Consider the following 22,108-nt stretch of genomic DNA (forward strand, 5'->3'; position numbering starts at 1 on the left):
GCTGATGGTCGCGGTGTATTTCGTGTCGTTCGCGATGTATGCCGGTGTCGGGTACTGGCTGCAGGTGCGACATGGTTTCATCCTGGGCGACGCACTGTCCCGGGTGTCGGCCGCGCAGTCGGTGTTGTTCAGCCGCGACCCCCATCTGGCGGCGATCGGCTTCATCTTCACCCCGCTCTCGGCCATGCTGCAGATCCCGTTGCTCACGCTGGCTCCGATCTGGCCGGAGATGGCCGAGCGTGCCTTCTCCGGCACCCTGATGTCGGCGGTGTTCATGGCGGGGGCCGCGGTCCAGATCCTCGGCATGGGCCTGGACCGGGGGCTGCCACGCAGCTACGCGGTGACGATCACGGCGATCTTCGCGCTGAACCCGATGATCGTGTTCTACGGCGCCAACGGCATGAGTGAGGCGCCGTTCATCTTCTTCATGTCGTGGGCGGTCCGCCGGCTGATGATGTGGATGGTCGACGACGACGTGCACCATCTGATCACCGCCGGTGGCATCGCAATGGGTTTGGCTTATCTGACCCGCTACGACGCAGTGGCGTGTGTGGCCGCCGCGGGGGTACTGGTCGGCGTGACCACCTACCGCAGGGCGCGTCCCGCGCCGCGGATCCGGCGGGCGCTGCTGGACACACTGCTGGTCAGCGGGCCGGGAGTGGCGACCTTCTTCGGTTGGGCCGCGGTCAGCTGGTTGATCACCGGCGAGGCGTTCGCGCAGTTCACGTCGCAGTACGGCAACGCCGCGATCCTGGAGCAGTCGGGTCAGGGCACGGTCGGCTTCGGCGTCGGATTGGTGTTCGCCGCCGCGTGCGTCGCGCTGTTGGCGCCGACGCTGGTGCCGATCGCGCTGTGGTGTGCGGCGGGCCGATGGGGCAGGCCCGGCATGGCCGTCGTACTGGTGCCGGTGTTGATCTACGGTGCCGCGCTGGCCTTTCAGGCGTTGAGCTATGCGTCCGGTTCGACATTTCCTTTCCTGCGCTTCTTCATCATCGCGGTGCCGTTGACCGCGTGTCTGGCCATGCTCGCGGTGCCCGAGGGGGTCCCGGCGACGCCCAAGAGGCGGGGCAGGTACGCACCGACACCGGTCCAGACCAGCCCACGGCATCGGTCACGGGCGGCGTTCGTGCCGGTGGCGCTGCTGCTCGCAGTAGGCGTGCCCGTCACGGCATGGGGGATGGGGATGCCGAGGTACGCGCCACAGGAGTACGCCCTCGGTGCGGTGCTGGCGCCGGAGCCCGACAACGTCACCGAACGCAAGGCGATCGAACACCGCATCGTCGCGAGCTTCTCGACGGAACGCCGGATCGCCGAGTACCTGGAGAGCCTGGACCTCCCCGACGGCTCGGTGATCACCGACACCGTCTACGGGTTCGCCATCGTGGCCGCCTCGGCGCACCCCGAGACGTTCGTCATACCTTCGGATTCCGATTTCACCGAGAAGCTGAACGACCCGTCGGAGGGCGGCGTCCGCTATCTGCTGGCCGTGCCACCCGAAGGACGAGGGGTGTCCGACGCACTGAACCTGCGCTACCCGACGCTGTACGAAACAGGTGCCGACATCGCCACCCTGGAGCTCGAGATACCCAATGACGGTGACAGTCAGCCCGATTGGCGTCTCTATCGGGTGAACGAGCTGGATCCGGGCGATCAGTAGCCGTCGGCGCGCCTGTCCAAAGCTGCGCCAACTGCGGATAGCAGGTGTAATCTCCGGGCGTGGCGACGGAATTCAACGGCAAGATCGAGCTCGACATCCGTGACTCCGAACCCGACTGGGGTCCCTACGCTGCCCCGAAGGCGCAGCCGGACGCGCCCAACGTGCTCTACCTGGTGTGGGACGACGTCGGCATCGCGACCTGGGACTGCTTCGGCGGGCTGGTCGAGATGCCTACCATGAGCCGGATCGCCGAACGTGGTGTGCGGCTCTCGCAGTTCCACACCACCGCGCTGTGCTCGCCGACCCGGGCGTCGCTGTTGACCGGTCGCAACGCGACGACGGTCGGGATGGCGATGGTCGAGGAATTCACCGAGGGTTTCCCCGGAATCAACGGACGGATCCCCGACGACACCGCGCTGATCTCCGAGGTGCTCGCTGAGAACGGCTACAACACGTACTGCGTGGGCAAGTGGCACCTGACGCCGATCGAGGAGTCCAACCTCGCCGCCACCAGGAGGCACTGGCCGCTGTCGCGCGGCTTCGAGCGGTTCTACGGATTCATGGGTGGCGAGACCGACCAGTGGTATCCCGAGCTGATCCACGACGGCCACCCCGTCGAAGCGCCTGCGACCCCCGAAGAGGGCTACCACTTCTCCAAGGACCTCGCCGACAGGGCGATCGAGTTCATCCGAGACTCGACGATGATCGCCCCGGACAAACCGTGGTTCTCCTATGTGTGCCCCGGTGCCGGTCATGCGCCGCACCAGGTGCCCAAAGAATGGGCCGACCGGTACGCGGGCAAGTTCGACATGGGATACGAGCGTTACCGCGAGATTGTCCTGGAGAATCAGAAGAGCCTCGGTATCGTCCCGCCCAACACCGAATTGTCCTCGGTGAACCCGTATCTGGATGTCACCGGGGCCAACGGCGAACCATGGCCTGCCGGAGACACGGTGCGGCCCTGGGATTCGCTGGACGATGACGAGAAGCGGTTGTTCGCCCGGATGGCCGAGGTGTTCGCCGGATTCCTGTCCTACACCGACGCCCAGATCGGGCGCATCCTGGACCATCTGGAACAGACCGGGCAGCTGGACAACACCATCATCGTGGTGATCAGCGACAACGGCGCCAGCGGCGAGGGCGGGCCCAACGGATCGGTCAACGAGGGAAAGTTCTTCAACGGCTACATCGACACCGTCGAGGAGAGCATGCGGTTCTTCGACGAACTGGGTGGCCCGACCACCTACGGCCACTATCCCATCGGGTGGGCGATGGCGTTCAACACGCCGTACAAGCTCTACAAGCGGTACGCCTCCCACGAGGGTGGCATCGCCGACGCCGCGATCATCTCCTGGCCCAACGGTATCCGCGCGCACGGCGAGATCCGCGACAACTACGTCAACGTCTGCGACATCACCCCGACGGTGTACGACCTGTTGCAGATCACGCCGCCGGCGACCGTCAGGAGCGTGCCGCAGAAGCCGCTCGACGGTATGAGTTTCAAAGTGGCCCTTGATGACCCAGCGGCGCCAACGGGCAAGGAGACACAGTTCTACACGATGCTCGGCACCCGGGGCATCTGGCACAGAGGGTGGTTCGCCAACGCGGTCCACCCGGCCGCTCCGTCCGGTTGGTCGAATTTCGACAAGGACCGCTGGGAGCTCTACCACATCGAATCCGACCGAAGTCAGTGCCACGACCTGGCCGCCGAGCACCCCGACAAGCTCGCCGAGATGCAGGACCTGTGGCTGGCGGAGGCCACCAAGTACAACGGCCTGCCGCTGTCGGATCTCGGCGTCTTCGAGATGATGGGGCGCTGGCGGCCGTCACTGGCCGGTGACCGCTCGAGCTACATCTACTACCCGGACACCGCGCCGGTGTCGGTGGGCGGCTGCGTAGAGATCCAGGGACGGTCCTTCTCGGTGCTCGCCGAGGTGTCGGTGGACAGTGCCGACGTCGAAGGCGTGCTGTTCAAGCAGGGGGCCGGGCACGGCGGCTACGTGCTGTTCGTCGCCGACGGACGGTTGCAGTTCGTCTACAACTTCTTCGGCGAAGAGGAACAGCGGGTGGTATCGCCCGACCCGGTGCCGCTGGGCGATCACATCCTGGGTGTCGGCTACGTCCGCACCGGGACGGTCGAGGGCAGCCACACCCCGGTGGGGGAGGCGACCCTCTACATCGACGGCGACGCGGTCGCGTCCCTGTCCGGCGTGAAAGCCCACCCGTTCACGTTCGGGCTGGCCGGTGGTGGTGTCAGCACGGGACGCAATCTCGGACAGGCGGTCTCGCAGGCCTACCGCCCGCCGTTCCCGTTCACCGGCGGCACCCTCGCGCAGGTGCGCGTCGACGTCTCCGGCGCGCCCTACCTCGACCTGGAGCGTGAGATCGCGCGCGCGTTCGCCAGAGACTGATTCAGATGATCCGCGCTCCTGCGGCGGTGCTGCTGGTGTGCGCCACGGTGGTCGCGGCAGGGTGCACCCGCACCAGCGACGGGGTGCCCACCGCCGGCACCCCCGTCTTGGAGGCCCCGGCCACCGAGACGGTCCAGCCGGACCCCCGGGAACCGGAGCCGCAGCCCGGGGTCGTGCCGACCACGCAGGCACCGGAACCCGCAGGTTCGGTTTGTGCGCCGGCGGAGTTGCCCCCAGTCAGGACCGTCGCGCAGATCTCGGACCCCGCAGCGCCCACCGCGACCGTTGCCGTGCCGCCGGGTTGGTCGATGTCCTCGGGAGGCGGCGATCCCACAGGCGCCCGAATCCAGGGGGAGTCGGGGATGTCGGCGACCGTCACGATCGCCCCGACGCCGCTCGATCCGACCACCGCGTTCCGCGACTACACCGACGAACTCACCGAAGGCTCGGCGATCACCACGGTCAGCATCCTGCCCGGTGACATGTGCGGCTTCAGCGGCCAGCGCCTGATGGGGATCCTGTCCGACGGCACCGAGACCGTGCAGTACGAGGATCGGATCGTGCACGTGCCGACTGCCGCTCAGGACTACCTGATCGCCGTGCATGTGGAGGCGCCGTCCGGTGCCTCCGGCTTCGCGGAGTCGGCGGCACTGCTGACCGGGGACTTCGAGATCGGCCTACCCTGAACGACATGGTCACCGAACTCGTCGGGCTGGACGGCGGGTCGCTCCGGATGGGGTCGACGCAGTTCTATCCCGAAGAGGCGCCGGTGCACACGGTCACCGTCGCGCCGTTCGCCATCGAGCGGCACCCCGTGACCAACGCCCAGTTCGGCGCCTTCGTCTCGGAGACCGGCTACCGCACGGTCGCCGAGACCGCGCCCGACCCCGCACAGTTCCCCGGTGCCGCCGCAGCGGATCTGGTACCCGGCGCGCTGGTGTTCCGGGCCACCAGCGGACCCGTGGACCTGCACGACTGGCGGCAGTGGTGGGACTGGATGCCCGGCGCGGACTGGCGGCATCCGTTCGGCCCGGAAAGCTCCATCGACGACAAGGCCGAACATCCGGTGGTGCAGGTGTGTTACGCCGACGCGGTGGCCTACGCCCGGTGGGCGGGCCGTCGGCTGCCGAGCGAAGCGGAGTGGGAGTTCGCCGCGCGTGGCGGGACGACCACGACTTATCCGTGGGGTGACGAGGCCGCACCCGGCGGGCGGTTGATGGCCAACACCTGGCAGGGCGGGTTTCCGTACCGCAACGACGGTGCGCTCGGGTGGGCGGGCACCTCGCCCGTCGGCCTGTTCCCGCCGAACCACTACGGCGTCGTCGACATGATCGGCAACGTGTGGGAATGGACGACCACCCGCTTCACCGGTCACCACCGGGTGGGAGCCCCCGCCGAGGCCTGCTGCGGACCGGCGGCGCCGGACCCGTCGGTCAGCCAGGCGCTCAAGGGCGGTTCGCACCTGTGCGCTCCGGAGTACTGCCACCGGTACCGGCCGGCGGCGCGCTCGCCGCAGAGCCAGGACACCGCGACGACGCACATCGGGTTCCGCTGCGTCGTCTGAGCAGCGATTTGGAGCATTCCCAGAGCTCACCTAGTATATGGGGGTTGCCTTGGGCAGACCTCGGTTGTCTCTCGCAGATGACCCTGCGTGCTCTTCGGTGACAAAGACCGCGTACGTCAGGGTCGGTAATCCTGCGTGCATACAGAAAAACCAGGTCAGGAGATCGAGTGATTCAGCAGGAATCGCGTCTCAAGGTCGCCGACAACACGGGCGCCAAGGAGATCTTGTGCATCCGCGTGCTCGGCGGATCGGGGCGGCGCTACGCCGGCATCGGTGATGTCATCGTCGCGACCGTGAAGGACGCAATCCCCGGCGGCAACGTCAAGCGCGGCGACGTCGTCAAGGCCGTGATCGTGCGCACCGTCAAGGAGCGCCGTCGCGCCGACGGCAGCTACATCAGGTTCGACGAGAACGCCGCCGTCATCATCAAGCCCGACAACGACCCGCGCGGTACCCGCATCTTCGGGCCGGTCGGGCGCGAACTGCGCGAGAAGCGCTTCATGAAGATCGTTTCGCTCGCCCCGGAGGTGTTGTAGATGAAGGTCCGCAAAGGCGACACGGTGCTCGTGATCTCGGGCAAGGACAAGGGGGCCAGGGGCAAGGTCTTGGTGGCCTACCCGGAGCGCAACAAGATTCTCGTCGAGGGCGTCAACCGGATCAAGAAGCACACCCCGGAATCACGCACGGAACGCGGTGCGTCCTCGGGCGGCATCGTGACCCAGGAAGCGGCGATCTCGGTGAGCAACGTGATGTTGATCGACTCCGACGGCACACCCACCCGCGTCGGCTACCGCAAGGACGACGAGACCGGCAAGAACGTCCGGATCGCCAAGAGCAACGGCAAGGACCTCTGATGACCACCACCGAGCAGAAAGCACTGCCCCGCCTCAAGCAGCGCTACCGCGAGGAGATCCGCGAGTCGCTGCAGAAAGAGTTCGGCTACGCCAACGTCATGCAGATCCCCGGCGTGGTCAAGGTCGTGGTGAACATGGGTGTGGGCGACGCAGCCCGCGACGCCAAGCTGATCAACGGTGCGGTCAACGACCTGGCCCTGATCACCGGGCAGAAGCCCGAGGTCCGCAAGGCCCGCAAGTCGATCGCGCAGTTCAAGCTGCGTGAAGGCATGCCGATCGGTGCCCGGGTCACCCTGCGCGGCGACCGGATGTGGGAGTTCCTGGACCGGTTGACCTCGATCGCACTGCCCCGTATCCGCGACTTCCGTGGCCTGAACCCCAAGCAGTTCGACGGCACCGGCAACTACACCTTCGGGCTCAACGAGCAGTCGATGTTCCACGAGATCAACATCGACGACATCGACCGCCCCCGCGGCATGGACATCACCGTCGTCACCTCGGCGACGACCGACGACGAAGGACGAGCGCTGCTGCGGGCGCTGGGCTTTCCGTTCAAGGAGAACTGAGCAGATGGCAAAGAAGGCTCTGGTCAACAAGGCCAACAAGAAGCCCAAGTTCAAGGTGCGTGGCTACACGCGCTGCAACAGGTGCGGCCGACCGCACGCGGTGTTCCGCAAGTTCGGCCTGTGCCGGATCTGCCTCCGCGAGATGGCGCACGCCGGCGAGCTGCCGGGCGTGCAGAAGTCCAGCTGGTAAGTCAGCCGACCCCCGAACTTCAACTCCAATAACAGGTTGCGGTAGGCCTCCCGAAATCATCTCGGAGGAACCGCCGCGAGAAAGGTGAACCGGCTGTCATGACCATGACGGACCCGATCGCAGACTTCCTCACACGTCTGCGCAACGCCAATTCGGCGTACCACGACGAAGTGACCCTGCCGCACAGCAAGATCAAGGCCAACATCGCCGAGATCCTCAAGGCGGAGGGCTACATCACCGACTTCCACACCGAGGATGCCCGTGTGGGCAAGGCGCTTGTGGTGCAACTGAAGTACGGCCCGAGCCGTGAACGCAGCATCGCGGGGCTCCGCCGGGTCTCCAAGCCCGGGCTGCGCGTGTATGCAAAGTCCACCAATCTGCCGCGGGTGCTGGGTGGCCTCGGCGTGGCGATCATCTCCACGTCGTCGGGGCTGCTCACCGACCGCCAGGCATCACGACAAGGCGTGGGCGGCGAAGTCCTCGCGTACGTCTGGTAGCGGGGAGGAACAGGCAATGTCACGTATTGGAAAGCAGCCGGTTGCGATTCCCACCGGAGTGGACGTGACCATCGATGGTCAGAACGTGTCCGTCAAGGGCCCCAAGGGCACGCTGGAACTCGCTGTCGCAGAGCCGATCATGGTGTCCCGCGACGACGACGGCGCGGTCGTGGTCACCCGTCCCGACGACGAGCGGCGCAACCGCTCGTTGCACGGGCTGTCCCGGACATTGGTGGCCAACCTCGTCACCGGTGTGACCGAGGGCTACACCACCAAGATGGAGATCTTCGGCGTCGGTTACCGCGTCGTGGCCAAGGGCAACACGCTCGAGTTCGCGCTGGGTTACAGCCACCCGGTCGTGATCGAGGCCCCCGAGGGCATCACGTTCGCGGTCGAGACGCCCACCAAGTTCTCGATCTCGGGCATCGACAAGCAGAAGGTCGGACAGATCTCGGCGAACATCCGCCGCCTGCGCCGCCCCGACCCGTACAAGGGCAAGGGCGTTCGCTACGAGGGTGAGCAGATCCGTCGCAAGGTCGGAAAGACGGGTAAGTAGACATGGCTACCAACACCAAGGAAACCGTGCGCAAGCCGGTGGGACAGAACATCAGCGAGGCGCGACGCAGGTCGCGGTTGCGGCGGCATGCACGGTTGCGCAAGAAGGTCTCCGGCACCGCTGCGCGGCCCCGCCTGGTGGTCAACCGTTCGGCGCGGCACATCCACGTGCAGTTGGTCGACGACTCCGAAGGCGTCACGCTGGCCGCGGCGTCCTCGATCGAAGCCGATGTGCGCGCCGTGGACGGGGACAAGAAGGCTCACAGCACTCGGGTCGGGCAGCTCATCGCCGAGCGCGCCAAGGCCGCGGGCATCGAGGAGGTCGTGTTCGACCGCGGTGGGTACACCTACGGCGGACGGATCGCGGCGCTGGCAGATGCCGCGCGCGAAGGCGGGTTGAAGTTCTAGATGACGATTTCCAATAACGGAAGGAATGCATGATGGCCGAGCAGGCTGTTGGAGCCGGCGGGCCCTCGAGCACAGGAGGCCGCGACGGCAGAGGAGCGCGCTCCGACGACCGCGGAGGCCGCACCGGCGGCCGCCGCGACGACCGTGGTGGCGGCCGTGGCCGCGACGGCGGTGACAAGAGCAACTACATCGAGCGTGTCGTCGCGATCAACCGCGTGTCCAAGGTGGTCAAGGGCGGCCGCCGGTTCAGCTTCACCGCGCTGGTGATCGTCGGTGACGGCGCAGGCATGGTCGGCGTCGGATACGGCAAGGCCAAGGAAGTCCCCGCCGCGATCGCCAAGGGCGTCGAAGAGGCACGCAAGGGCTTCTTCCGGGTTCCGCTGATCGGCGGCACCGTCACCCATCCCGTCCAGGGAGAGGCGGCCGCCGGGGTGGTCATGCTCCGTCCGGCCAGCCCGGGTACCGGTGTCATCGCCGGCGGCGCCGCGCGTGCGGTGCTGGAATGCGCCGGGGTGCACGACATCCTGGCCAAGTCGCTGGGTAGCGACAACGCGATCAACGTCGTGCATGCCACCGTTGCCGCGCTGAAGCTGCTGCAGCGTCCCGAAGAGGTCGCGGCCCGCCGCGGCCTGCCGATCGAAGACGTAGCGCCCGCACGGATGCTCAAGGCCCGCCGCGAGGCGGACGCCCTGGCCGCCAGCGCAGCGCGTGAGGGAACGGCATAACCACCATGGCTGAACTCAAGATCACCCAGGTGCGCAGCACCATCGGTGCGCGCTGGAAGCAGCGGGAGTCCCTGAGGACGCTCGGTCTGCGCAAGATCCGCCAGTCCGTGGTCCGGGAGGACAACTCCCAGACCCGCGGACTGATCAAGACCGTCCACCACCTGGTGACGGTCGAGGAGGTCTGAGATGACGATCAAACTGCACGATCTGCGGCCCGCTCCGGGTTCGAAGACGGCCAAGACCCGCGTGGGTCGCGGCGAAGGCTCCAAGGGCAAGACCGCCGGCCGCGGCACCAAGGGCACCAAGGCGCGTAAGAACGTCCCCGCGACGTTCGAAGGTGGCCAGATGCCGATCCACATGCGGTTGCCGAAGCTCAAGGGCTTCAAGAACCGCTTCCGCACCGAGTACGACGTCGTCAACGTCGCCGACATCAGCAAGCTGTTCCCCAACGGTGGCACCGTCGGTGTCGCCGAGTTGGTGGCGGCCGGCGCGGTGCGCAAGAACACGTTGGTGAAGGTTCTCGGCGACGGCAAGCTGGCTGTCAAGGTCGACGTCACCGCGAACAAGTTCAGCGCGAGTGCGCGCGAGAAGATCACCGCGGCGGGCGGATCGGTGACCGAACTCTGACTCTCGTCGTGAGCTGGCGGTAACATCGCCGCCTTTCGGCGCGATTACACTTTCGCCTGCCGACACCGAGGAGCAGCCCATGATTCGCCGCCGCCGCACCACCGTCGCGGTCCTGCTTGCCGCTGGAATCGCCGCGTTCGGAGCGGCCGCGCCCGCCCATGCCGACACCCCTGACGAACGTTTCACCCAGGCGGTGAACACCCTGGGCATCGAGGTGGCACCCGACACCGATCTCCCGGCGGTGGGCAAGCAGGTGTGCGGGATGTTCGCGTCCCAGGTGGTGACCAGCGTCAACCCGGTGCCCGCGGTGCGCGGTGTCGTGACCACACTGCAGGGCAGCGGGATCAGCCGCGACCAGGCGGTGGGTCTGATGCGGGCGTCGGTGGGTGTCTACTGCCCGCAGTACGGGCGTTTCGTCGGACGCTGAGCCTCGGCCGCAGTCTCGAACAGGGTTCCGCGGCGTCGGTAGGCTCGATGCCATGTTCTCCTTCCTCACCGACGTACCGGGGCTCGACGACGTGCGGGCGCTGGCCCGCAAGGTCGACACCGCCCGCCACCACGGCGTGCCGGACGGCTGCATCCTCGAGCTCGATCTGCAGTCGGTGCCCCAAGAGACCGGCGGATTCGATCCGCTGATGCTGATCAACGCCTCCGGCAGGCCACTGCTGCTGCGGGAGACGGTCGAGGCCATCCATCGCGCCGCCGAGGACCCGAGGGTCGCCGGCCTGATCGCACGCATCCAGATCCCGGCTGCCCCACCCGGACCGGTTCAGGAACTGCGCGAGGCGATCGTCGCGTTCACCGCCCGCAAGCCGTCGGTCGCCTGGGCCGAGACCTATCCGGGCACGCTGTCCTACTACCTGGCATCGGCTTTCGGCGAGGTCTGGATGCAGCCCTCGGGCACCGTCGGCCTGGTCGGGTTCGCCACCAGCGCACTGTTCCTGCGCGACGCCCTCGCCAAGGTCGGCGTCGAGGCGCAGTTCATCGCCAAGGGCGAATACAAGTCGGCAGCAAACGTTTTCACCCAGGACAGCTACACCGACTCGCACCGCGAGGCCGACAGCCGGCTGGTCGAGAGCATGCACGCGCAGGTATGGGAGGCGGTGGCGGCCTCGCGCGGTATCGAGACCGCCGCGCTGGACGCACTGGCCGACAAGGCGCCACTGCTGCGCGACGATGCGGTCACCGCGGGCCTGATCGACCGCATCGGGTTCCGCGACGAGGCCTACGCGCGCATAGCGCAGCTCGGCGGTGCCGACGTGGAAGCCGACGCCGACGGCGACGACGCGCCACCACGGCTGTTCCTGGCGCGCTACGCCAAGTCCAAGGGGCCGTCGGTGTCGCTGCCCGGGCTCAAGACGCGGCCGACGATCGCCGTCGTCACGTTGGCCGGTCCCATCGTCAGCGGGCGTGGCAGGCAGATGTCCCCGCTGGGATCACCGACGGCCGGAGGCGACACCATCGCCGCCGCACTACGCGAAGCAGTGGCCGATGAGGACGTCTCGGCGATCGTGCTGCGGGTGGACAGCCCCGGAGGTTCGGTCACCGGGTCGGAGACCGTCTGGCGGGAGGTCGTCCGCGCCCGGGCCGCCGGAAAGCCGGTGGTGGCGTCGATGGGGGCGGTCGCGGCTTCCGGTGGCTACTACGTCTCGATGGCCGCCGACAAGATCGTCGCCAACCCCGGCACCCTCACCGGCTCCATCGGCGTGGTCACCGGCAAGCTGGTCGCCCGTGAGCTCAAGGGACGCCTCGGGGTGGGTTCCGACAGCGTGCGCACCAACGCCAACGCCGACGCCTGGTCGGTCGACGCGCCGTTCACCGATGAACAGCACGCACAGGTGGTGGCCGAGGCGGATCTGTTCTACACCGACTTCGTGCAGCGGGTGGCCGACGGCCGGGACCTGAGCGTCGAGGAGGTCGAAGGGGTGGCCCGGGGCCGGGTGTGGACCGGAGCCGACGCGGCCGAGCGCGGTCTGGTCGACGAGCTCGGTGGCCTGCGCACCGCGATCCGCCGCGCCAAGGTCCTCGCCGGGGTGGACCCCGACGAGAAGGTCACCGTCGTCAACCTCCCGGGCTCCTCGCTGCGGGACATGCTGCGGCCCAAGCCGTCGTCGCAGCCCGCCGCGGCGTCACTGCCCGACGCGGTCGGAGCGCTGCTGGTGGCGTCGGTGGCCGGGGCCGTCGACAGCACCCAACGCTCGCTCAGCGGGACCAACGCACTGTGGCTGGGCGGCTGGCGGTTCTAGGTCGCCAGCCTCGCGCTGACGTAGACGATCTCGCCGAGAACGTCGTCGTCCCCGGGCGAGGGCACGGCGAGTCCGAAGTGTGTCAACAACTCGTCGCGTGGTGAACCCGCCACCTGCCAACCGTTTTGGCGCAGGTACTCCATCACGTGGCTGCGCCTGCCGGCGTACACCAGTGACGCCATGTCGATCTCGAGGCCGTGTTCGGCCAGCGGCGCCGTCATCTCGCGAGCCTTCTCGGCGTCGAAGTCCAGGATGCCCGGCGCGTACTCGGTGCCGACCGTGCTGCCCGGTGCGGACAGGCCGGTGATGAGGTCGAACAGCCGGTCCTGGGCCTCGGGTGGCAGGTAGATGAGCAACCCCTCGGCGAGCCAGGCGGTCGGCTGTGACGCGTCGAATCCCGCATCCTGCAATGCTGTCGGCCAGTCTTCACGCAGATCGATCGACACCGTCCGCCGGGTCGCGGTCGGTTCGGCGCCGAGGTCGGCCAAGGTCTGCGACTTGAAGGCGATCACGTCGGGCTGGTCGATCTCGTAGACCACGGTGCCGTCAGGCCATGGCAGCCGGTAGGCCCGGGCGTCGAGTCCGGATGCCAGGATGACCACCTGCCGCACTCCGTCGGCGGTTGCCGCCGTCAGGTGGTCGTCGAAGAACCTGGTGCGCACCGCCATCGCGTCGATCATCGACTGCATGCGTTCGGGGGAGCTGCCCGGAATCTGCGACAGGTCCAGCTGGCCGTCGAGCATGCTGGTGAAGAAGTCCAGGCCCACCGCCCGGACCAGGGGAGCGGCGAACGGGTCATCGATCAGCCCCCGCGGATCGGCGGACGCGATCGCCCGGCCGGCGGCGACCATCGTCGCCGTGGCGCCGACGCTGGATGCGAGGTCCCACGAGTCGTCACCGGTGCGTGCCATGGAGTCTCCTAACCCAACTCGGCCGACAGATAACCGGAATCGCCGACCATGGCCATGACGTGGTCGGCCGGCGGCTCGAAGCCGTTGGCGCGGTAGGCATCGGTGTTCGGGGTGACCGTCACCTGCCACCCCTGGGCGCGCAACCGGTCGGCCGCGGAGGTGCGGGGACCGGTGTAGAAGAGCTCGGTCAGGTCGATGTCGCTGCCGTGCCTGCGCCCGCGTTCGGTCATCGCCTTGGCCCAGTCGCCGGTCAGCGCCTTGGCATCCATGTGCTCGGTGGCCAGCCGGCTGCCGGCTGCGCTGAGAGCGGTGATGCCGTCCAGCAGCCGGTCCTGGGCGTGCGGAGGCAGGTAGATCAGTAGTCCCTCCGCTATCCACGCGGTCCGGACGGTCGGATCGAACCCGCCGTCCGACAGTGCTTTCGGCCAGTCCTCGCGCAGGTCGACACCGACGGCCCTGCGGTCGGCCGCAGGGTTGGCACCGACTTCGGCAAGCACCCGGGTCTTGAACTCGATGACCCGGGGCTGGTCGATCTCGAAGACCACGGCGCCGTCGGGCCAGGACAACCGGTATGCCCGGGTGTCGAGTCCGGAGGCCAGGATCACCGCCTGGCTGATGCCCGCGCCGGCCGCGGCGGTGAAGAAGTCGTCGAAGAACCTGGTGCGCACCGCGATGTGCTCGCGCATCTGGCTCGCTCCGAAGAGCGGATCGTCACCGAAGTCGACCTCGCCGTTGGCCACCCGGATGAAGTGGGGCAGTCCCACCGCCTCGACCAGTGCGGCGGCGTACGGGTCGTCGATCAGGGGGTCGGGCCCGCGGGCGGCGAACGCCCGCGAGGCGGCCACCGAGGTGGCGGTGGCGCCGACGCTGGAGGCCAGGTCCCAGGTGTCACTCTCGCTGCGTGCCATCGATCGTCCTACCTGACGGCGGTGACGTAGCGGACCTCGGCGAAGCCCTCGTCGTCATCGAGGGGGGCCATCCCGTATTTGACGAGCAGGTCGTTGGTGGGCGTCGCGGTGGTGCGCCACCCCTGCCCCTGCAGGTAGTCGGCGACCTCGGCGCGGTCGCCGAGGAACACCAACTCGGAGAAGTCGATGTCGAAACCGTGCTCGCGCCACTGGCCGGAGGCGCTCTGCATCCGGGTGCGGACCGCCTCGTCGTCCTCGGCGCGGTGCGGGGGCACGCCCTCGGCGCCGAGTCGGCTCCCCGCGGCACTGAGTTCGGTGATCTGGTCGAGCAGTCGGTCCTGGGCCTCGGGGGGCAGGTATCCGAACAGCCCCTCGGCGATCCACGCCGTCGGCTCGGCGGTGTCGAATCCGGCCTCGGCGAGCGCAGCCGGCCAGTCGTGGCGCAGATCGACCCCGACCGTCCGCAGTTCCGCGCTCGGGGTCACGCCCAGACCTGCCAGGGTCGTGGTCTTGAACTCGATCACCTCGGCCTGGTCGATCTCGAACACCACCATGTCCTGCGGCCAGGACAGGCGGTACCCGCGGGCGTCCAGGCCCGCGGCCAGGATGACGGCCTGGCGGATGCCCGCGGCGATGGCGTCGGCGAAGAAGTCGTCGAAGAACCGGGTGCGGGCGGCCATCCCGTCGGCGAACCGGCGGATGCCGACCGGGGAGTCATTGCTGTCGAGATCCTCGGGCGACAGTTCCCCGGTGGCCAGCCTGGTGAAGAACTCGACGCCGACCGCCTGCACCAGTGGCGCGGCGTACGGGTCGTCGATCACCGGGTTCTGGGCCCGACTCGCGACGGCGCGGGCGGCTGCGACCAGCGTCGCGGTGGCTCCGACGCTGGAGGCGAGGTTCCAGGTGTCGTCGTCGGTGCGTGGCATCGGCTGCTCCCCAACTAATTAGGTGTAGTAATGAACCACCGCCGACTGTACGCCGACCCGCGATCAGATTCGGGTGGGGGAACATGCTCCTGTTAGTCTCGTAGACTGTTTGAACGCGTGACTTGCGCAGGCCGTATGCCTGCTCGTGCCGTCGCGCGCACGACTTAACCGAACGCTGGTCACGCCAGCCACATGAGCACGCCGCGATCGTCAGGCCGTGCAGGAGGAAAGAGTGCTCTCGGCTTTCATCTCTTCGCTCAGAACACCCGACCTGAGGCGAAAGATCCTGTTCACCCTCGGCATCGTCGTTCTCTACCGCGTGGGTGCCTCGATACCGTCCCCCGGGGTCAACTACCCCAACGTCCAGCAGTGCATCGCCCAGGTCAGCGGCGGTGAGTCGGGGCAGATCTACTCGCTGATCAACCTCTTCTCCGGCGGAGCCTTGCTGCAGCTGTCGGTGTTTGCGGTGGGCATCATGCCCTACATCACCGCCAGCATCATCGTGCAGCTGCTGACCGTCGTCATCCCGCGCTTCGAGCAGTTGCGCAAGGAAGGCCAGGCCGGCCAGACCAAGATGACGCAGTACACCCGGTACCTGGCGATCGCCCTGGCGATCCTGCAGGCCACCAGCATCGTGGCGCTGGCCGCCAACGGCGGGCTGCTGCAGGGCTGCTCGCTCGAGATCATCCAGGGCCAGGGCGACGGCCTGAACATCACCACGCTGGCCGTGATGGTCATCGTGATGACCGCAGGCGCGGCGCTGGTGATGTGGATGGGCGAGCTGGCCACCGAGCGCGGCGTCGGCAACGGCATGTCGCTGCTGATCTTCGCCAGCATCGCCTCCGCCATCCCCGGCGAGGGCAAGAGCATCCTGGACAGCCGTGGCGGCATGGTCTTCACCTTCGTCTGCCTGGCGGCACTGCTGATCATCATCGGCGTGGTCTTCGTCGAGCAGGGCCAGCGGCGCATCCCCGTCCAGTACGCCAAGCGGATGGTCGGCCGGAGGATGTACGGCGGCACCTCCACCTACCTGCCGCTGAAGGTCAACCAGGCGGGCGTCATCCCGGTCATCTTCGCCTCGTCGCTGATCTACATCCCGCACCTGATCACCCAGTTGATCGACAGCGGCAGCGCCAACCCGAACACCGGCTGGTGGCAGACGTTCGTCGCCGAGTACCTGACCGACCCGAGCAGCCCGGTCTACATCGCGATCTACTTCGGCCTGATCATCTTCTTCACGTACTTCTATGTGTCGATCACGTTCAACCCCGACGAACGCGCCGACGAGATGAAGAAGTACGGCGGCTTCATCCCGGGCATCCGGCCGGGTAAACCGACCGCCGACTACCTGCGGTTCGTCCTGTCCAGGATCACGCTGCCGGGCTCGGTCTATCTCGGTGTCATCGCCGTGCTGCCGAACATGTTCCTGCAGATCGGCAACACCGGTGCAGTGCAGAACCTGCCGTTCGGTGGCACCGCGGTGCTGATCATGGTGGGCGTCGGCCTGGACACCGTGAAACAGATCGAAAGCCAGCTGATGCAGCGCAACTACGAGGGTTTCTTGAAGTGAGAGAGGGTTCTTAAGTTGAGAATCGTTTTGCTGGGACCGCCCGGCGCGGGCAAGGGTACGCAGGCACAGAAGCTGGCCGACAAGCTCGGCGTCCCGCAGATCTCCACCGGGGACCTCTTCCGGTTCAACATCAGCAACGGCACCGAACTCGGGCTGGAAGCCAAGAAGTATCTCGACGCCGGCGACCTGGTCCCGGCCACGCTGACCAACGCGCTGGTCGACGACCGGCTCAACGACGAGGACGCGGCGGGCGGATTCATCCTGGACGGTTTCCCGCGGTCGGTCGAGCAGGCCAAGGCCCTCGACGGGATGCTGTCCAAGCGCAACCTGTCGCTGGACGCGGTGCTGGAGTTCCGGGTGCCGGAGGACGAGCTCGTCTCCCGGCTCAAGGGCCGCGGCCGCGCCGACGACACCGAGGACGTCATCCGCAACCGCTTCAAGGTGTACCGCGACGAGACCGCGCCGCTGCTGGACTACTACAGCGACAACCTGGTCACCGTCGACGCCGTCGGTGAACTCGACGAGGTCTTCACCCGTGCGCTGAAGGCTCTCGGCCGCTAGAACCCATGGTTTCTCTGCCTGGCCTGCGCGGCCGCAAAGTGGTCGCCCAGCGCACCGCCGCCGAACTCGATGCGATGGCCGCCGCCGGCGCGCTCGTCGCCGCGGCGCTGCGGGCGGTGCACCGGGCCGCCGTGCCCGGGGTGTCCACCCTCGAGCTGAATGCCGTCGCCGAGTCGGTGATCCGGGACGGCGGCGGTGTCCCGTCCTTCCTCGGCTACCACGGTTTCCCCGCCAGTATCTGCTCGTCGGTCAACGACCGCGTTGTGCACGGCATCCCGTCGGCCACCGAGAAGCTCGCCACCGGCGACCTGGTGTCGATCGACTGCGGCGCCATCCTCGACGGCTGGCACGGTGACTCGGCCTTCACCTTCGGCGTGGGTCAGGTGATCCCCGCCGACGACATGTTGTCCCGAGCGACCAGGGAGTCCATGGAGGCCGGCATCGCGGCCATGGTGCCGGGGAACCGCCTGACCGACGTCTCCCACGCCATCGAGTTCGGAACCCGGGCCGCCGAGGCGCGCTACGACCGCAAGTTCGGAATCGTGGCCGGCTACGGCGGGCACGGTATCGGTCGCAGCATGCACATGGACCCGTTCCTGCCCAACGAAGGCGCACCGGGACGCGGTCCGTACCTGGCGGCGGGCTCGGTGCTGGCCATCGAACCCATGCTGACGCTGGGCACGACCAAAACCGTCGTGCTCGCCGACGAGTGGACCGTCGTCACTGCCGACGGCACCCGCGCCGCGCACTGGGAGCACACCGTTGCCGTCACCGACGACGGACCCCGGATCCTGACCGCTGGGTGAGCGTGGCCTCCGACCCGCCCCCGGCCAAGCGCGACCCGATCGCGGTGGCGCGCGCCAACTGGGAGCGCTCCGGCTGGGGTGACGTCGCCGACGGCATGGTCGCGGTGACCTCGGTGATGCGCGCCCACCAGATACTGCTGGCCCGCGTCGAGACCGCGCTGCGCCCCTACGATCTGAGCTTCTCCCGTTTCGAGCTGCTCCGGCTGCTGGCGTTCAGCCGCACCGGCGCGCTGCCGATCACCAAGGCGTCGGACCGGCTGCAGGTGCACGTCACCAGCGTCACGCACGCGATCCGCCGGCTGGAATCGGACGGGCTGGTGCAGCGGCTGCCGCACCCGACCGACGGCCGTACCACGCTGGTGCAGATCACCGGGTTGGGACGCTCGACCGTCGAAGATGCGACCGTGACGCTGAACAACGACGTGTTCGCCGACATCGGCATGTCCGCTGCCGAGTCGACGGCTCTGGCGCAGTCGATCCAGACGCTGCGCCGCAGCGCGGGCGACTTCTAGTCAGCGGGTGGCTGCCGGTACCGGGATGGTCGCGGTGACGGTGGTTCCCGATCCGGGCCGCGACCGGATGTTGAGCCTGCCGCCGACGATCTCGGCACGTTCCGCCATCGACAGCAGGCCGTATCCGCCCATCTCGTCGCTGCCCAGCGGATGCTCCAGGGTGTCGAAACCGACCCCGTCGTCGACGATCTCGAGCCTGGCGGTCTCGCCCTGGTCGCCCCGGGTCATCGTGAAGGTGAGCCGGGCCCGGGTGGCCCTGGCATGTTTGACGACGTTCTGCAGGCATTCCTGGGCGATGCGGTACAGCGCGAGCTCGATGTGGTCGGGTAGCCGCTCGTCGGCCAGGTCGACCTCTATCCCGACCTGCGGGATCGAGCGCGCCAGGCTCGCGAGCCCGCCGGACAACCCGAGATCGTCCAGCACCGGGGGCCGCAGCCCGCTGATCGCGGCGCGGGCCTCCTGCAGCGTCAGGTCGGCCAACTCCCGCGCGCGGTCGAGTTGCTCGGTCAGCGCCACCCGGTCGTCGACTGCCTGGGCGGCCGCGTCGAGGCGGTAGGACAGCGTGACCAGACGCTGCGAGATGCCGTCGTGGATGTCGCTGGCCAGCCGTCGGCGCTCGAGCTCCTGGGCCTCGATGACCTGCTCGACGAAGTTCTCGTGGGCGCGTTCGCGAGACACCAGCTGCCGGTGCAGACGCGCCTGATGCATGGACCCGGCGATCAGCCGGCCGATGACCAGCAGCAGCTGGACGTCGCGGTCCTCGAACTCGCGCTCGGCTACCGTGTGCACGTTGAGCACCCCGACCAACCCACCGGGGTCCGTCTCCATCGGCACCGACACCATCGACGTGAAGTCGCGGCCGCGTAGTGACTGGAACGGCAGGTACCGCGGGTCGGACTCCTTGTCGGAGCGGATCACCACCGGTTCCCGGTTGCTGGCGACCCACCCCGAGATGCCCTGCCCCAGCGGCAGCCGGATCTTGCCGACCTCGGCGTCGAACGGCGGCGTCGCCCCGGCCAGCGTCAGCGACCGCTCGGTGTCGTCGAGGACGTGCACAAAGCACACGTCGCTGTCGGTGGCGGCGGTGATGATCCGCGCCGCCGCCGCGGCCAGCGGTTCGACGCCGGGGCCGCTGGAGGCGGCCTGGATCAACTCCCGGAGCAGGGCGAGCTCGCGGTCGGCCGCCAGCACCGGCCGCGACGCCGAGGTCACTGGTAGATCCCCTCGCGCAGCGCAGTCGCCACCGCACCGGTGCGGTCACTGACGCCGAGCTTGCGGTAGATCGAGCTCAGATGGGTTTTGACGGTTTCGTCGCCGATCACCAGCTTGGTGGCGATGGCGCGGTTGGACAGGCCGTTGACGACAAACGACAGGATCTCGCTCTCGCGCTGGGTGAGGCCCTGACGGGCGCCGGGCCAGAACTCGTCGCGCTGCAGCCGGGCCGCGGTGTCGACCGCCCGGGCGGCCATGCCGGGGTCGATCGCCGTCTCGCCGCTGTGCACGAACTCCAGCTGGCGCACCAGTTCCTCGCTGCTGATGCTCTTGAGCAGATAGCCGGCGGCCCCGACCCGGAACGCCTGGAACAGGTACTGCTCGTCGTCGTAGACCGACAGCATCACGACCTTGCGGTCAGGATCGCGCTCCCGCAGCTGGCGGCACACATCCAGCCCGCTCGACCCCTGCATCCGTACGTCACACAGCACGATGTCGGGGTCGAGGTCGCTGACAACGCTGACCACGTGGTCAGGCCCGACTGCCTGGCCGACCACCGTGACGCGGCTGTCGAAAGCGGCCAACATCGCCTTGAGTCCCTCGATGACCATTTCGTGGTCGTCGACCAGGACGATGCGCACCGGCGAGGACATTGCCCCACCTTAGGGCCGGTGGCCGCCGGGTCTGCCCAACTTGGCGCGCAGAATCCCCCAAGTGGGGGAGGCGCCCGGGGTGTGACCTGGGACACCATTCATTCGTGCACCCGACATCGCAGAAAGCATGGAGAGCCGGTCGATTCTGGTGGGATTGGCCCCAGCCGAGTGATTCCACCGTGCAGCCGCTGCGCGCGGTGGTTTTCGATCTCGAGGCCATCGCCGACATCGACAGCGCAGGGCACCGCCCCGCGTTCAACGCCGCCTTCGCCCAGCTCGGGCTGGACATCGAGTGGTCGGTCGCGCGGTACCGCCAGCTGCAGGCGCTGCCGGACGAGCGTCGCCGCGTCGCCGCCGAGCTGCGCAAGCGGGGCGTGCGCACCGAGTGCGACGTGCTGACCGAGCTGCTGGTCGACGAGATCTGTGCGGCCAAGGAGATGATCCTGGACGAGACGATCCTCGACGCCGACCTCGTGCCGAGGGCCAGTCTGGTCGACCTGATCGCCGAGGCGTTCGGGGCGGGCATCGGGATCGGGATCGTCAGCCCGGGCCGGCACGCGTGGGTCGAGCCGCTGGTCCGCCAGCTTGTCGGCGAAGGGCTGGTGGGCACCGTCGTGACCGCCGCCGATGTTGCCGACGCGCCGGGCGCGAATCTCTATTCGGCCGCCCTCGCCGATCTCGGGGCCTCGGCGCAGGATTCGCTCGCGTTCGCGGGGTCGCCGGCGAATCAGCGCATGGCGATGGTCGCCGGCCTGGCCACGGTGCTCATCGACGGCGACAACGCGGCGAACGCACCGCTGCGGGTGGCCGACTGCCAACGGGTGCACGACACGTGGCAGGAGTCGCCGCGACCGTCAGCTGCGTAACGCCTCGATGACGGCGCTGAAGTCCAGTGTGGCGTTGTGCTTGTCGGACTCCATGAACGTCGCGTAGATCTCGGCGGCGTGGCTGCCCAGCGGCGCCGAGGATCCCGTCGACGCGACCGCGGCCATCGCCAGGCCGAGATCCTTGTTCATCAACGCCGTCGCGAAACCGGGCTTGAAGTCGTTGTTCGCCGGCGACGTCGGAACCGGGCCCGGCACCGGGCAATTCGTGTGCACCGCCCAGCAGTTTCCGGTGGCCCCGGTGATCACGTCGAACAGTGACTGGGCGGGCAGCCCGAGCTTCTCGGCCAGCACGAAAGCCTCGCCGATCGCGATCTGCTGAACCGCCAACACCATGTTGTTGCACAGTTTTGCGGCCTGCCCGGCGCCGGAGGCGCCGCAGTGGATGACCTTGCCCGCCATCGGGTCCAGCGTCGGCCGCGCCCTTTCGACGTCGGCGGGCTCACCGCCGACCATGAACGCCAGCGTCCCTGCGGTCGCGCCCTTGATGCCGCCCGAGACGGGGGCGTCGATCTGGTTCAACCCGGCCGCCACCGCCTGTTGGTGGATATCGCGGGCGTCGTCGACGGAGATCGTCGACGTGTCGATCAGCAGCGCGCCCGTGCGGGCCGCCGGCAGTATCTCGGCATAACAGGACTTCACCACCGCTCCGTTGGGCAGCGAGGTGATCACCACGTCGGCGTCGGCCACTGCCTCGGCGCCGCTGCCGTAGACGGCCGCGCCCTTCTCGGCGGCGGCGTCACGCAACGTGTTCACCGGGTCGAAGGCCCGCACGGTGTGCCCAGCGGCGACAAGATTGGCGGCCATCGGGCCGCCCATGTTGCCCAGCCCGAGAAATGCGATTGTCGTCGTCATCCCTGTCATC

Annotated in this window: 27 protein-coding genes; 21 read left to right on the plus strand and 6 right to left on the minus strand. The window is 68.1% G+C overall.

Annotation, left to right across the window (positions count from 1 at the left end; translation table 11 throughout):
- Window positions 1-4: 4 nt before the first annotated feature.
- The 16 genes from G6N53_RS10345 (at window position 5) to sppA (ending at window position 12,300) form a co-directional block, all read left to right on the plus strand.
- Window positions 5-1,657, plus strand: coding sequence for a glycosyltransferase family protein (locus tag G6N53_RS10345; protein WP_205390541.1), 1,653 nt, complete (start codon window positions 5-7; stop codon window positions 1,655-1,657).
- Window positions 1,658-1,716: 59 nt separating this feature from the next.
- Window positions 1,717-4,068 carry an arylsulfatase gene (locus G6N53_RS10350; protein ID WP_163888384.1) on the plus strand — a complete coding sequence of 784 codons (2,352 nt, stop codon included), beginning with the start codon at window positions 1,717-1,719 and terminating at the stop codon, window positions 4,066-4,068.
- Between the two features lie 5 nt (window positions 4,069-4,073).
- Window positions 4,074-4,754, plus strand: a complete 681-nt coding sequence (locus G6N53_RS10355; protein ID WP_163888385.1) for a hypothetical protein — start codon at window positions 4,074-4,076, stop codon at window positions 4,752-4,754.
- Between the two features lie 5 nt (window positions 4,755-4,759).
- Window positions 4,760-5,632 (plus strand): formylglycine-generating enzyme family protein, encoded by an 873-nt coding sequence (locus G6N53_RS10360; protein ID WP_163888386.1) that lies wholly within the window; start codon window positions 4,760-4,762, stop codon window positions 5,630-5,632.
- 167 nt (window positions 5,633-5,799) lie between these two features.
- On the plus strand, window positions 5,800-6,168 hold the full coding sequence (rplN, locus tag G6N53_RS10365) for a 50S ribosomal protein L14 (protein WP_159230591.1): 369 nt from the start codon (window positions 5,800-5,802) through the stop codon (window positions 6,166-6,168).
- Window positions 6,169-6,486 carry a 50S ribosomal protein L24 gene (gene rplX / locus G6N53_RS10370; protein ID WP_163888387.1) on the plus strand — a complete coding sequence of 106 codons (318 nt, stop codon included), beginning with the start codon at window positions 6,169-6,171 and terminating at the stop codon, window positions 6,484-6,486.
- Window positions 6,486-7,052, plus strand: coding sequence for a 50S ribosomal protein L5 (gene rplE, locus G6N53_RS10375; RefSeq protein WP_163888388.1), 567 nt, complete (start codon window positions 6,486-6,488; stop codon window positions 7,050-7,052). Before rplX ends, rplE begins: the two co-directional genes overlap by 1 nt.
- 4 nt (window positions 7,053-7,056) lie before the next feature.
- Window positions 7,057-7,242, plus strand: coding sequence for a type Z 30S ribosomal protein S14 (locus G6N53_RS10380; RefSeq protein WP_011778599.1), 186 nt, complete (start codon window positions 7,057-7,059; stop codon window positions 7,240-7,242).
- 98 nt (window positions 7,243-7,340) lie between these two features.
- Window positions 7,341-7,739, plus strand: coding sequence for a 30S ribosomal protein S8 (rpsH, locus tag G6N53_RS10385; RefSeq protein WP_159230594.1), 399 nt, complete (start codon window positions 7,341-7,343; stop codon window positions 7,737-7,739).
- A 16-nt stretch (window positions 7,740-7,755) separates the two neighbouring features.
- Entirely contained in the window at window positions 7,756-8,295 is a 540-nt protein-coding gene (gene rplF, locus G6N53_RS10390; RefSeq protein WP_163888389.1) for a 50S ribosomal protein L6, read from the plus strand.
- 2 nt (window positions 8,296-8,297) lie between these two features.
- Complete coding sequence (rplR, locus tag G6N53_RS10395; protein ID WP_163888390.1) at window positions 8,298-8,702, plus strand: 50S ribosomal protein L18; 405 nt, start codon at window positions 8,298-8,300, stop codon at window positions 8,700-8,702.
- Between the two features lie 32 nt (window positions 8,703-8,734).
- Complete coding sequence (gene rpsE, locus G6N53_RS10400; RefSeq protein WP_205390351.1) at window positions 8,735-9,427, plus strand: 30S ribosomal protein S5; 693 nt, start codon at window positions 8,735-8,737, stop codon at window positions 9,425-9,427.
- A gap of 5 nt (window positions 9,428-9,432) precedes the next feature.
- Complete coding sequence (rpmD, locus tag G6N53_RS10405; protein WP_159230598.1) at window positions 9,433-9,612, plus strand: 50S ribosomal protein L30; 180 nt, start codon at window positions 9,433-9,435, stop codon at window positions 9,610-9,612.
- Between the two features lies 1 nt (window position 9,613).
- Window positions 9,614-10,054 (plus strand): 50S ribosomal protein L15, encoded by a 441-nt coding sequence (gene rplO, locus G6N53_RS10410; protein ID WP_163888392.1) that lies wholly within the window; start codon window positions 9,614-9,616, stop codon window positions 10,052-10,054.
- Window positions 10,055-10,133: 79 nt separating this feature from the next.
- On the plus strand, window positions 10,134-10,481 hold the full coding sequence (locus G6N53_RS10415) for a DUF732 domain-containing protein (RefSeq protein WP_163888393.1): 348 nt from the start codon (window positions 10,134-10,136) through the stop codon (window positions 10,479-10,481).
- Between the two features lie 52 nt (window positions 10,482-10,533).
- The gene (gene sppA, locus G6N53_RS10420; RefSeq protein ID WP_163888394.1) at window positions 10,534-12,300 is read left to right on the plus strand and encodes a signal peptide peptidase SppA; all 1,767 of its coding nucleotides are present in this window, start codon (window positions 10,534-10,536) and stop codon (window positions 12,298-12,300) included.
- On the opposite strand, the gene G6N53_RS10425 is transcribed toward sppA, so the two are convergent.
- The 3 genes from G6N53_RS10425 to G6N53_RS10435 are packed head-to-tail and all read right to left on the minus strand — an operon-like array spanning window position 12,297 to window position 15,045.
- Window positions 12,297-13,211, minus strand: a complete 915-nt coding sequence (locus tag G6N53_RS10425; RefSeq protein WP_163888395.1) for a class I SAM-dependent methyltransferase — start codon at window positions 13,209-13,211, stop codon at window positions 12,297-12,299. The genes sppA and G6N53_RS10425 overlap by 4 nt on opposite strands.
- An 8-nt stretch (window positions 13,212-13,219) precedes the next feature.
- Window positions 13,220-14,119 (minus strand): class I SAM-dependent methyltransferase, encoded by a 900-nt coding sequence (locus G6N53_RS10430; RefSeq protein ID WP_163888396.1) that lies wholly within the window; start codon window positions 14,117-14,119, stop codon window positions 13,220-13,222.
- Window positions 14,120-14,127: 8 nt separating this feature from the next.
- Entirely contained in the window at window positions 14,128-15,045 is a 918-nt protein-coding gene (locus tag G6N53_RS10435) for an SAM-dependent methyltransferase (RefSeq protein ID WP_163888397.1), read from the minus strand.
- Between the two features lie 232 nt (window positions 15,046-15,277).
- Between G6N53_RS10435 and secY the strand changes: the two genes are divergently transcribed.
- Genes secY through G6N53_RS10455 form a run of 4 tightly spaced genes read left to right on the plus strand, consistent with a single transcriptional unit; the run spans window position 15,278 to window position 18,494 of the window.
- A complete protein-coding gene (gene secY, locus G6N53_RS10440) occupies window positions 15,278-16,615 on the plus strand; it encodes a preprotein translocase subunit SecY (RefSeq protein ID WP_163895723.1) in 1,338 nt (445 codons plus the stop codon).
- A 15-nt stretch (window positions 16,616-16,630) separates the two neighbouring features.
- Window positions 16,631-17,176 (plus strand): adenylate kinase, encoded by a 546-nt coding sequence (locus G6N53_RS10445; protein ID WP_163888398.1) that lies wholly within the window; start codon window positions 16,631-16,633, stop codon window positions 17,174-17,176.
- A 5-nt stretch (window positions 17,177-17,181) separates the two neighbouring features.
- Complete coding sequence (gene map / locus G6N53_RS10450) at window positions 17,182-17,982, plus strand: type I methionyl aminopeptidase (protein ID WP_163888399.1); 801 nt, start codon at window positions 17,182-17,184, stop codon at window positions 17,980-17,982.
- A 2-nt stretch (window positions 17,983-17,984) separates the two neighbouring features.
- Window positions 17,985-18,494 carry a MarR family transcriptional regulator gene (locus G6N53_RS10455; RefSeq protein WP_163895725.1) on the plus strand — a complete coding sequence of 170 codons (510 nt, stop codon included), beginning with the start codon at window positions 17,985-17,987 and terminating at the stop codon, window positions 18,492-18,494.
- On the opposite strand, the gene G6N53_RS10460 is transcribed toward G6N53_RS10455, so the two are convergent.
- Both G6N53_RS10460 and G6N53_RS10465 read right to left on the minus strand, forming a co-directional pair.
- The gene (locus G6N53_RS10460; protein ID WP_163888400.1) at window positions 18,495-19,706 is read right to left on the minus strand and encodes a GAF domain-containing sensor histidine kinase; all 1,212 of its coding nucleotides are present in this window, start codon (window positions 19,704-19,706) and stop codon (window positions 18,495-18,497) included.
- On the minus strand, window positions 19,703-20,359 hold the full coding sequence (locus G6N53_RS10465) for a response regulator (RefSeq protein ID WP_163888401.1): 657 nt from the start codon (window positions 20,357-20,359) through the stop codon (window positions 19,703-19,705). The genes G6N53_RS10460 and G6N53_RS10465 overlap by 4 nt, the downstream gene beginning before the upstream one ends.
- Before the next feature lie 104 nt (window positions 20,360-20,463).
- Here G6N53_RS10465 and G6N53_RS10470 point away from each other — a divergent pair, with 104 nt between their 5' ends.
- Entirely contained in the window at window positions 20,464-21,225 is a 762-nt protein-coding gene (locus tag G6N53_RS10470; RefSeq protein ID WP_163888402.1) for an HAD family hydrolase, read from the plus strand.
- On the opposite strand, the gene mmsB is transcribed toward G6N53_RS10470, so the two are convergent.
- Window positions 21,214-22,098: a 3-hydroxyisobutyrate dehydrogenase gene (mmsB, locus tag G6N53_RS10475; RefSeq protein WP_163888403.1), complete on the minus strand. Its 885-nt coding sequence runs from the start codon at window positions 22,096-22,098 to the stop codon at window positions 21,214-21,216. The two genes, G6N53_RS10470 and mmsB, sit on opposite strands and share 12 nt — an antisense overlap.
- Between the last annotated feature and the right edge of the window lie 10 nt (window positions 22,099-22,108).

This window comes from Mycolicibacterium hippocampi, from assembly GCF_010723735.1.
In the GTDB taxonomy this organism is placed as follows: domain Bacteria; phylum Actinomycetota; class Actinomycetes; order Mycobacteriales; family Mycobacteriaceae; genus Mycobacterium; species Mycobacterium hippocampi.

What these genes read in the sequence shown, in the direction of transcription:
- G6N53_RS10345 (WP_205390541.1), top strand. Translation starts at nt 5, where the DNA reads ATGGTCGCGGTGTATTTCGTGTCGTTCGCGATGTATGCCGGTGTCGGG.
- G6N53_RS10355 (WP_163888385.1), top strand. Translation starts at nt 4,074, where the DNA reads ATGATCCGCGCTCCTGCGGCGGTGCTGCTGGTGTGCGCCACGGTGGTC.
- G6N53_RS10360 (WP_163888386.1), top strand. Translation starts at nt 4,760, where the DNA reads ATGGTCACCGAACTCGTCGGGCTGGACGGCGGGTCGCTCCGGATGGGG.
- rplX (WP_163888387.1), top strand. Translation starts at nt 6,169, where the DNA reads ATGAAGGTCCGCAAAGGCGACACGGTGCTCGTGATCTCGGGCAAGGAC.
- rplE (WP_163888388.1), top strand. Translation starts at nt 6,486, where the DNA reads ATGACCACCACCGAGCAGAAAGCACTGCCCCGCCTCAAGCAGCGCTAC.
- G6N53_RS10380 (WP_011778599.1), top strand. Translation starts at nt 7,057, where the DNA reads ATGGCAAAGAAGGCTCTGGTCAACAAGGCCAACAAGAAGCCCAAGTTC.
- rpsH (WP_159230594.1), top strand. Translation starts at nt 7,341, where the DNA reads ATGACCATGACGGACCCGATCGCAGACTTCCTCACACGTCTGCGCAAC.
- rplF (WP_163888389.1), top strand. Translation starts at nt 7,756, where the DNA reads ATGTCACGTATTGGAAAGCAGCCGGTTGCGATTCCCACCGGAGTGGAC.
- rplR (WP_163888390.1), top strand. Translation starts at nt 8,298, where the DNA reads ATGGCTACCAACACCAAGGAAACCGTGCGCAAGCCGGTGGGACAGAAC.
- rpsE (WP_205390351.1), top strand. Translation starts at nt 8,735, where the DNA reads ATGGCCGAGCAGGCTGTTGGAGCCGGCGGGCCCTCGAGCACAGGAGGC.
- rpmD (WP_159230598.1), top strand. Translation starts at nt 9,433, where the DNA reads ATGGCTGAACTCAAGATCACCCAGGTGCGCAGCACCATCGGTGCGCGC.
- rplO (WP_163888392.1), top strand. Translation starts at nt 9,614, where the DNA reads ATGACGATCAAACTGCACGATCTGCGGCCCGCTCCGGGTTCGAAGACG.
- G6N53_RS10415 (WP_163888393.1), top strand. Translation starts at nt 10,134, where the DNA reads ATGATTCGCCGCCGCCGCACCACCGTCGCGGTCCTGCTTGCCGCTGGA.
- sppA (WP_163888394.1), top strand. Translation starts at nt 10,534, where the DNA reads ATGTTCTCCTTCCTCACCGACGTACCGGGGCTCGACGACGTGCGGGCG.
- G6N53_RS10425 (WP_163888395.1), bottom strand. Translation starts at nt 13,211, where the DNA reads ATGGCACGCACCGGTGACGACTCGTGGGACCTCGCATCCAGCGTCGGC.
- G6N53_RS10430 (WP_163888396.1), bottom strand. Translation starts at nt 14,119, where the DNA reads ATGGCACGCAGCGAGAGTGACACCTGGGACCTGGCCTCCAGCGTCGGC.
- G6N53_RS10435 (WP_163888397.1), bottom strand. Translation starts at nt 15,045, where the DNA reads ATGCCACGCACCGACGACGACACCTGGAACCTCGCCTCCAGCGTCGGA.
- map (WP_163888399.1), top strand. Translation starts at nt 17,182, where the DNA reads ATGGTTTCTCTGCCTGGCCTGCGCGGCCGCAAAGTGGTCGCCCAGCGC.
- G6N53_RS10465 (WP_163888401.1), bottom strand. Translation starts at nt 20,359, where the DNA reads ATGTCCTCGCCGGTGCGCATCGTCCTGGTCGACGACCACGAAATGGTC.
- mmsB (WP_163888403.1), bottom strand. Translation starts at nt 22,098, where the DNA reads ATGACGACGACAATCGCATTTCTCGGGCTGGGCAACATGGGCGGCCCG.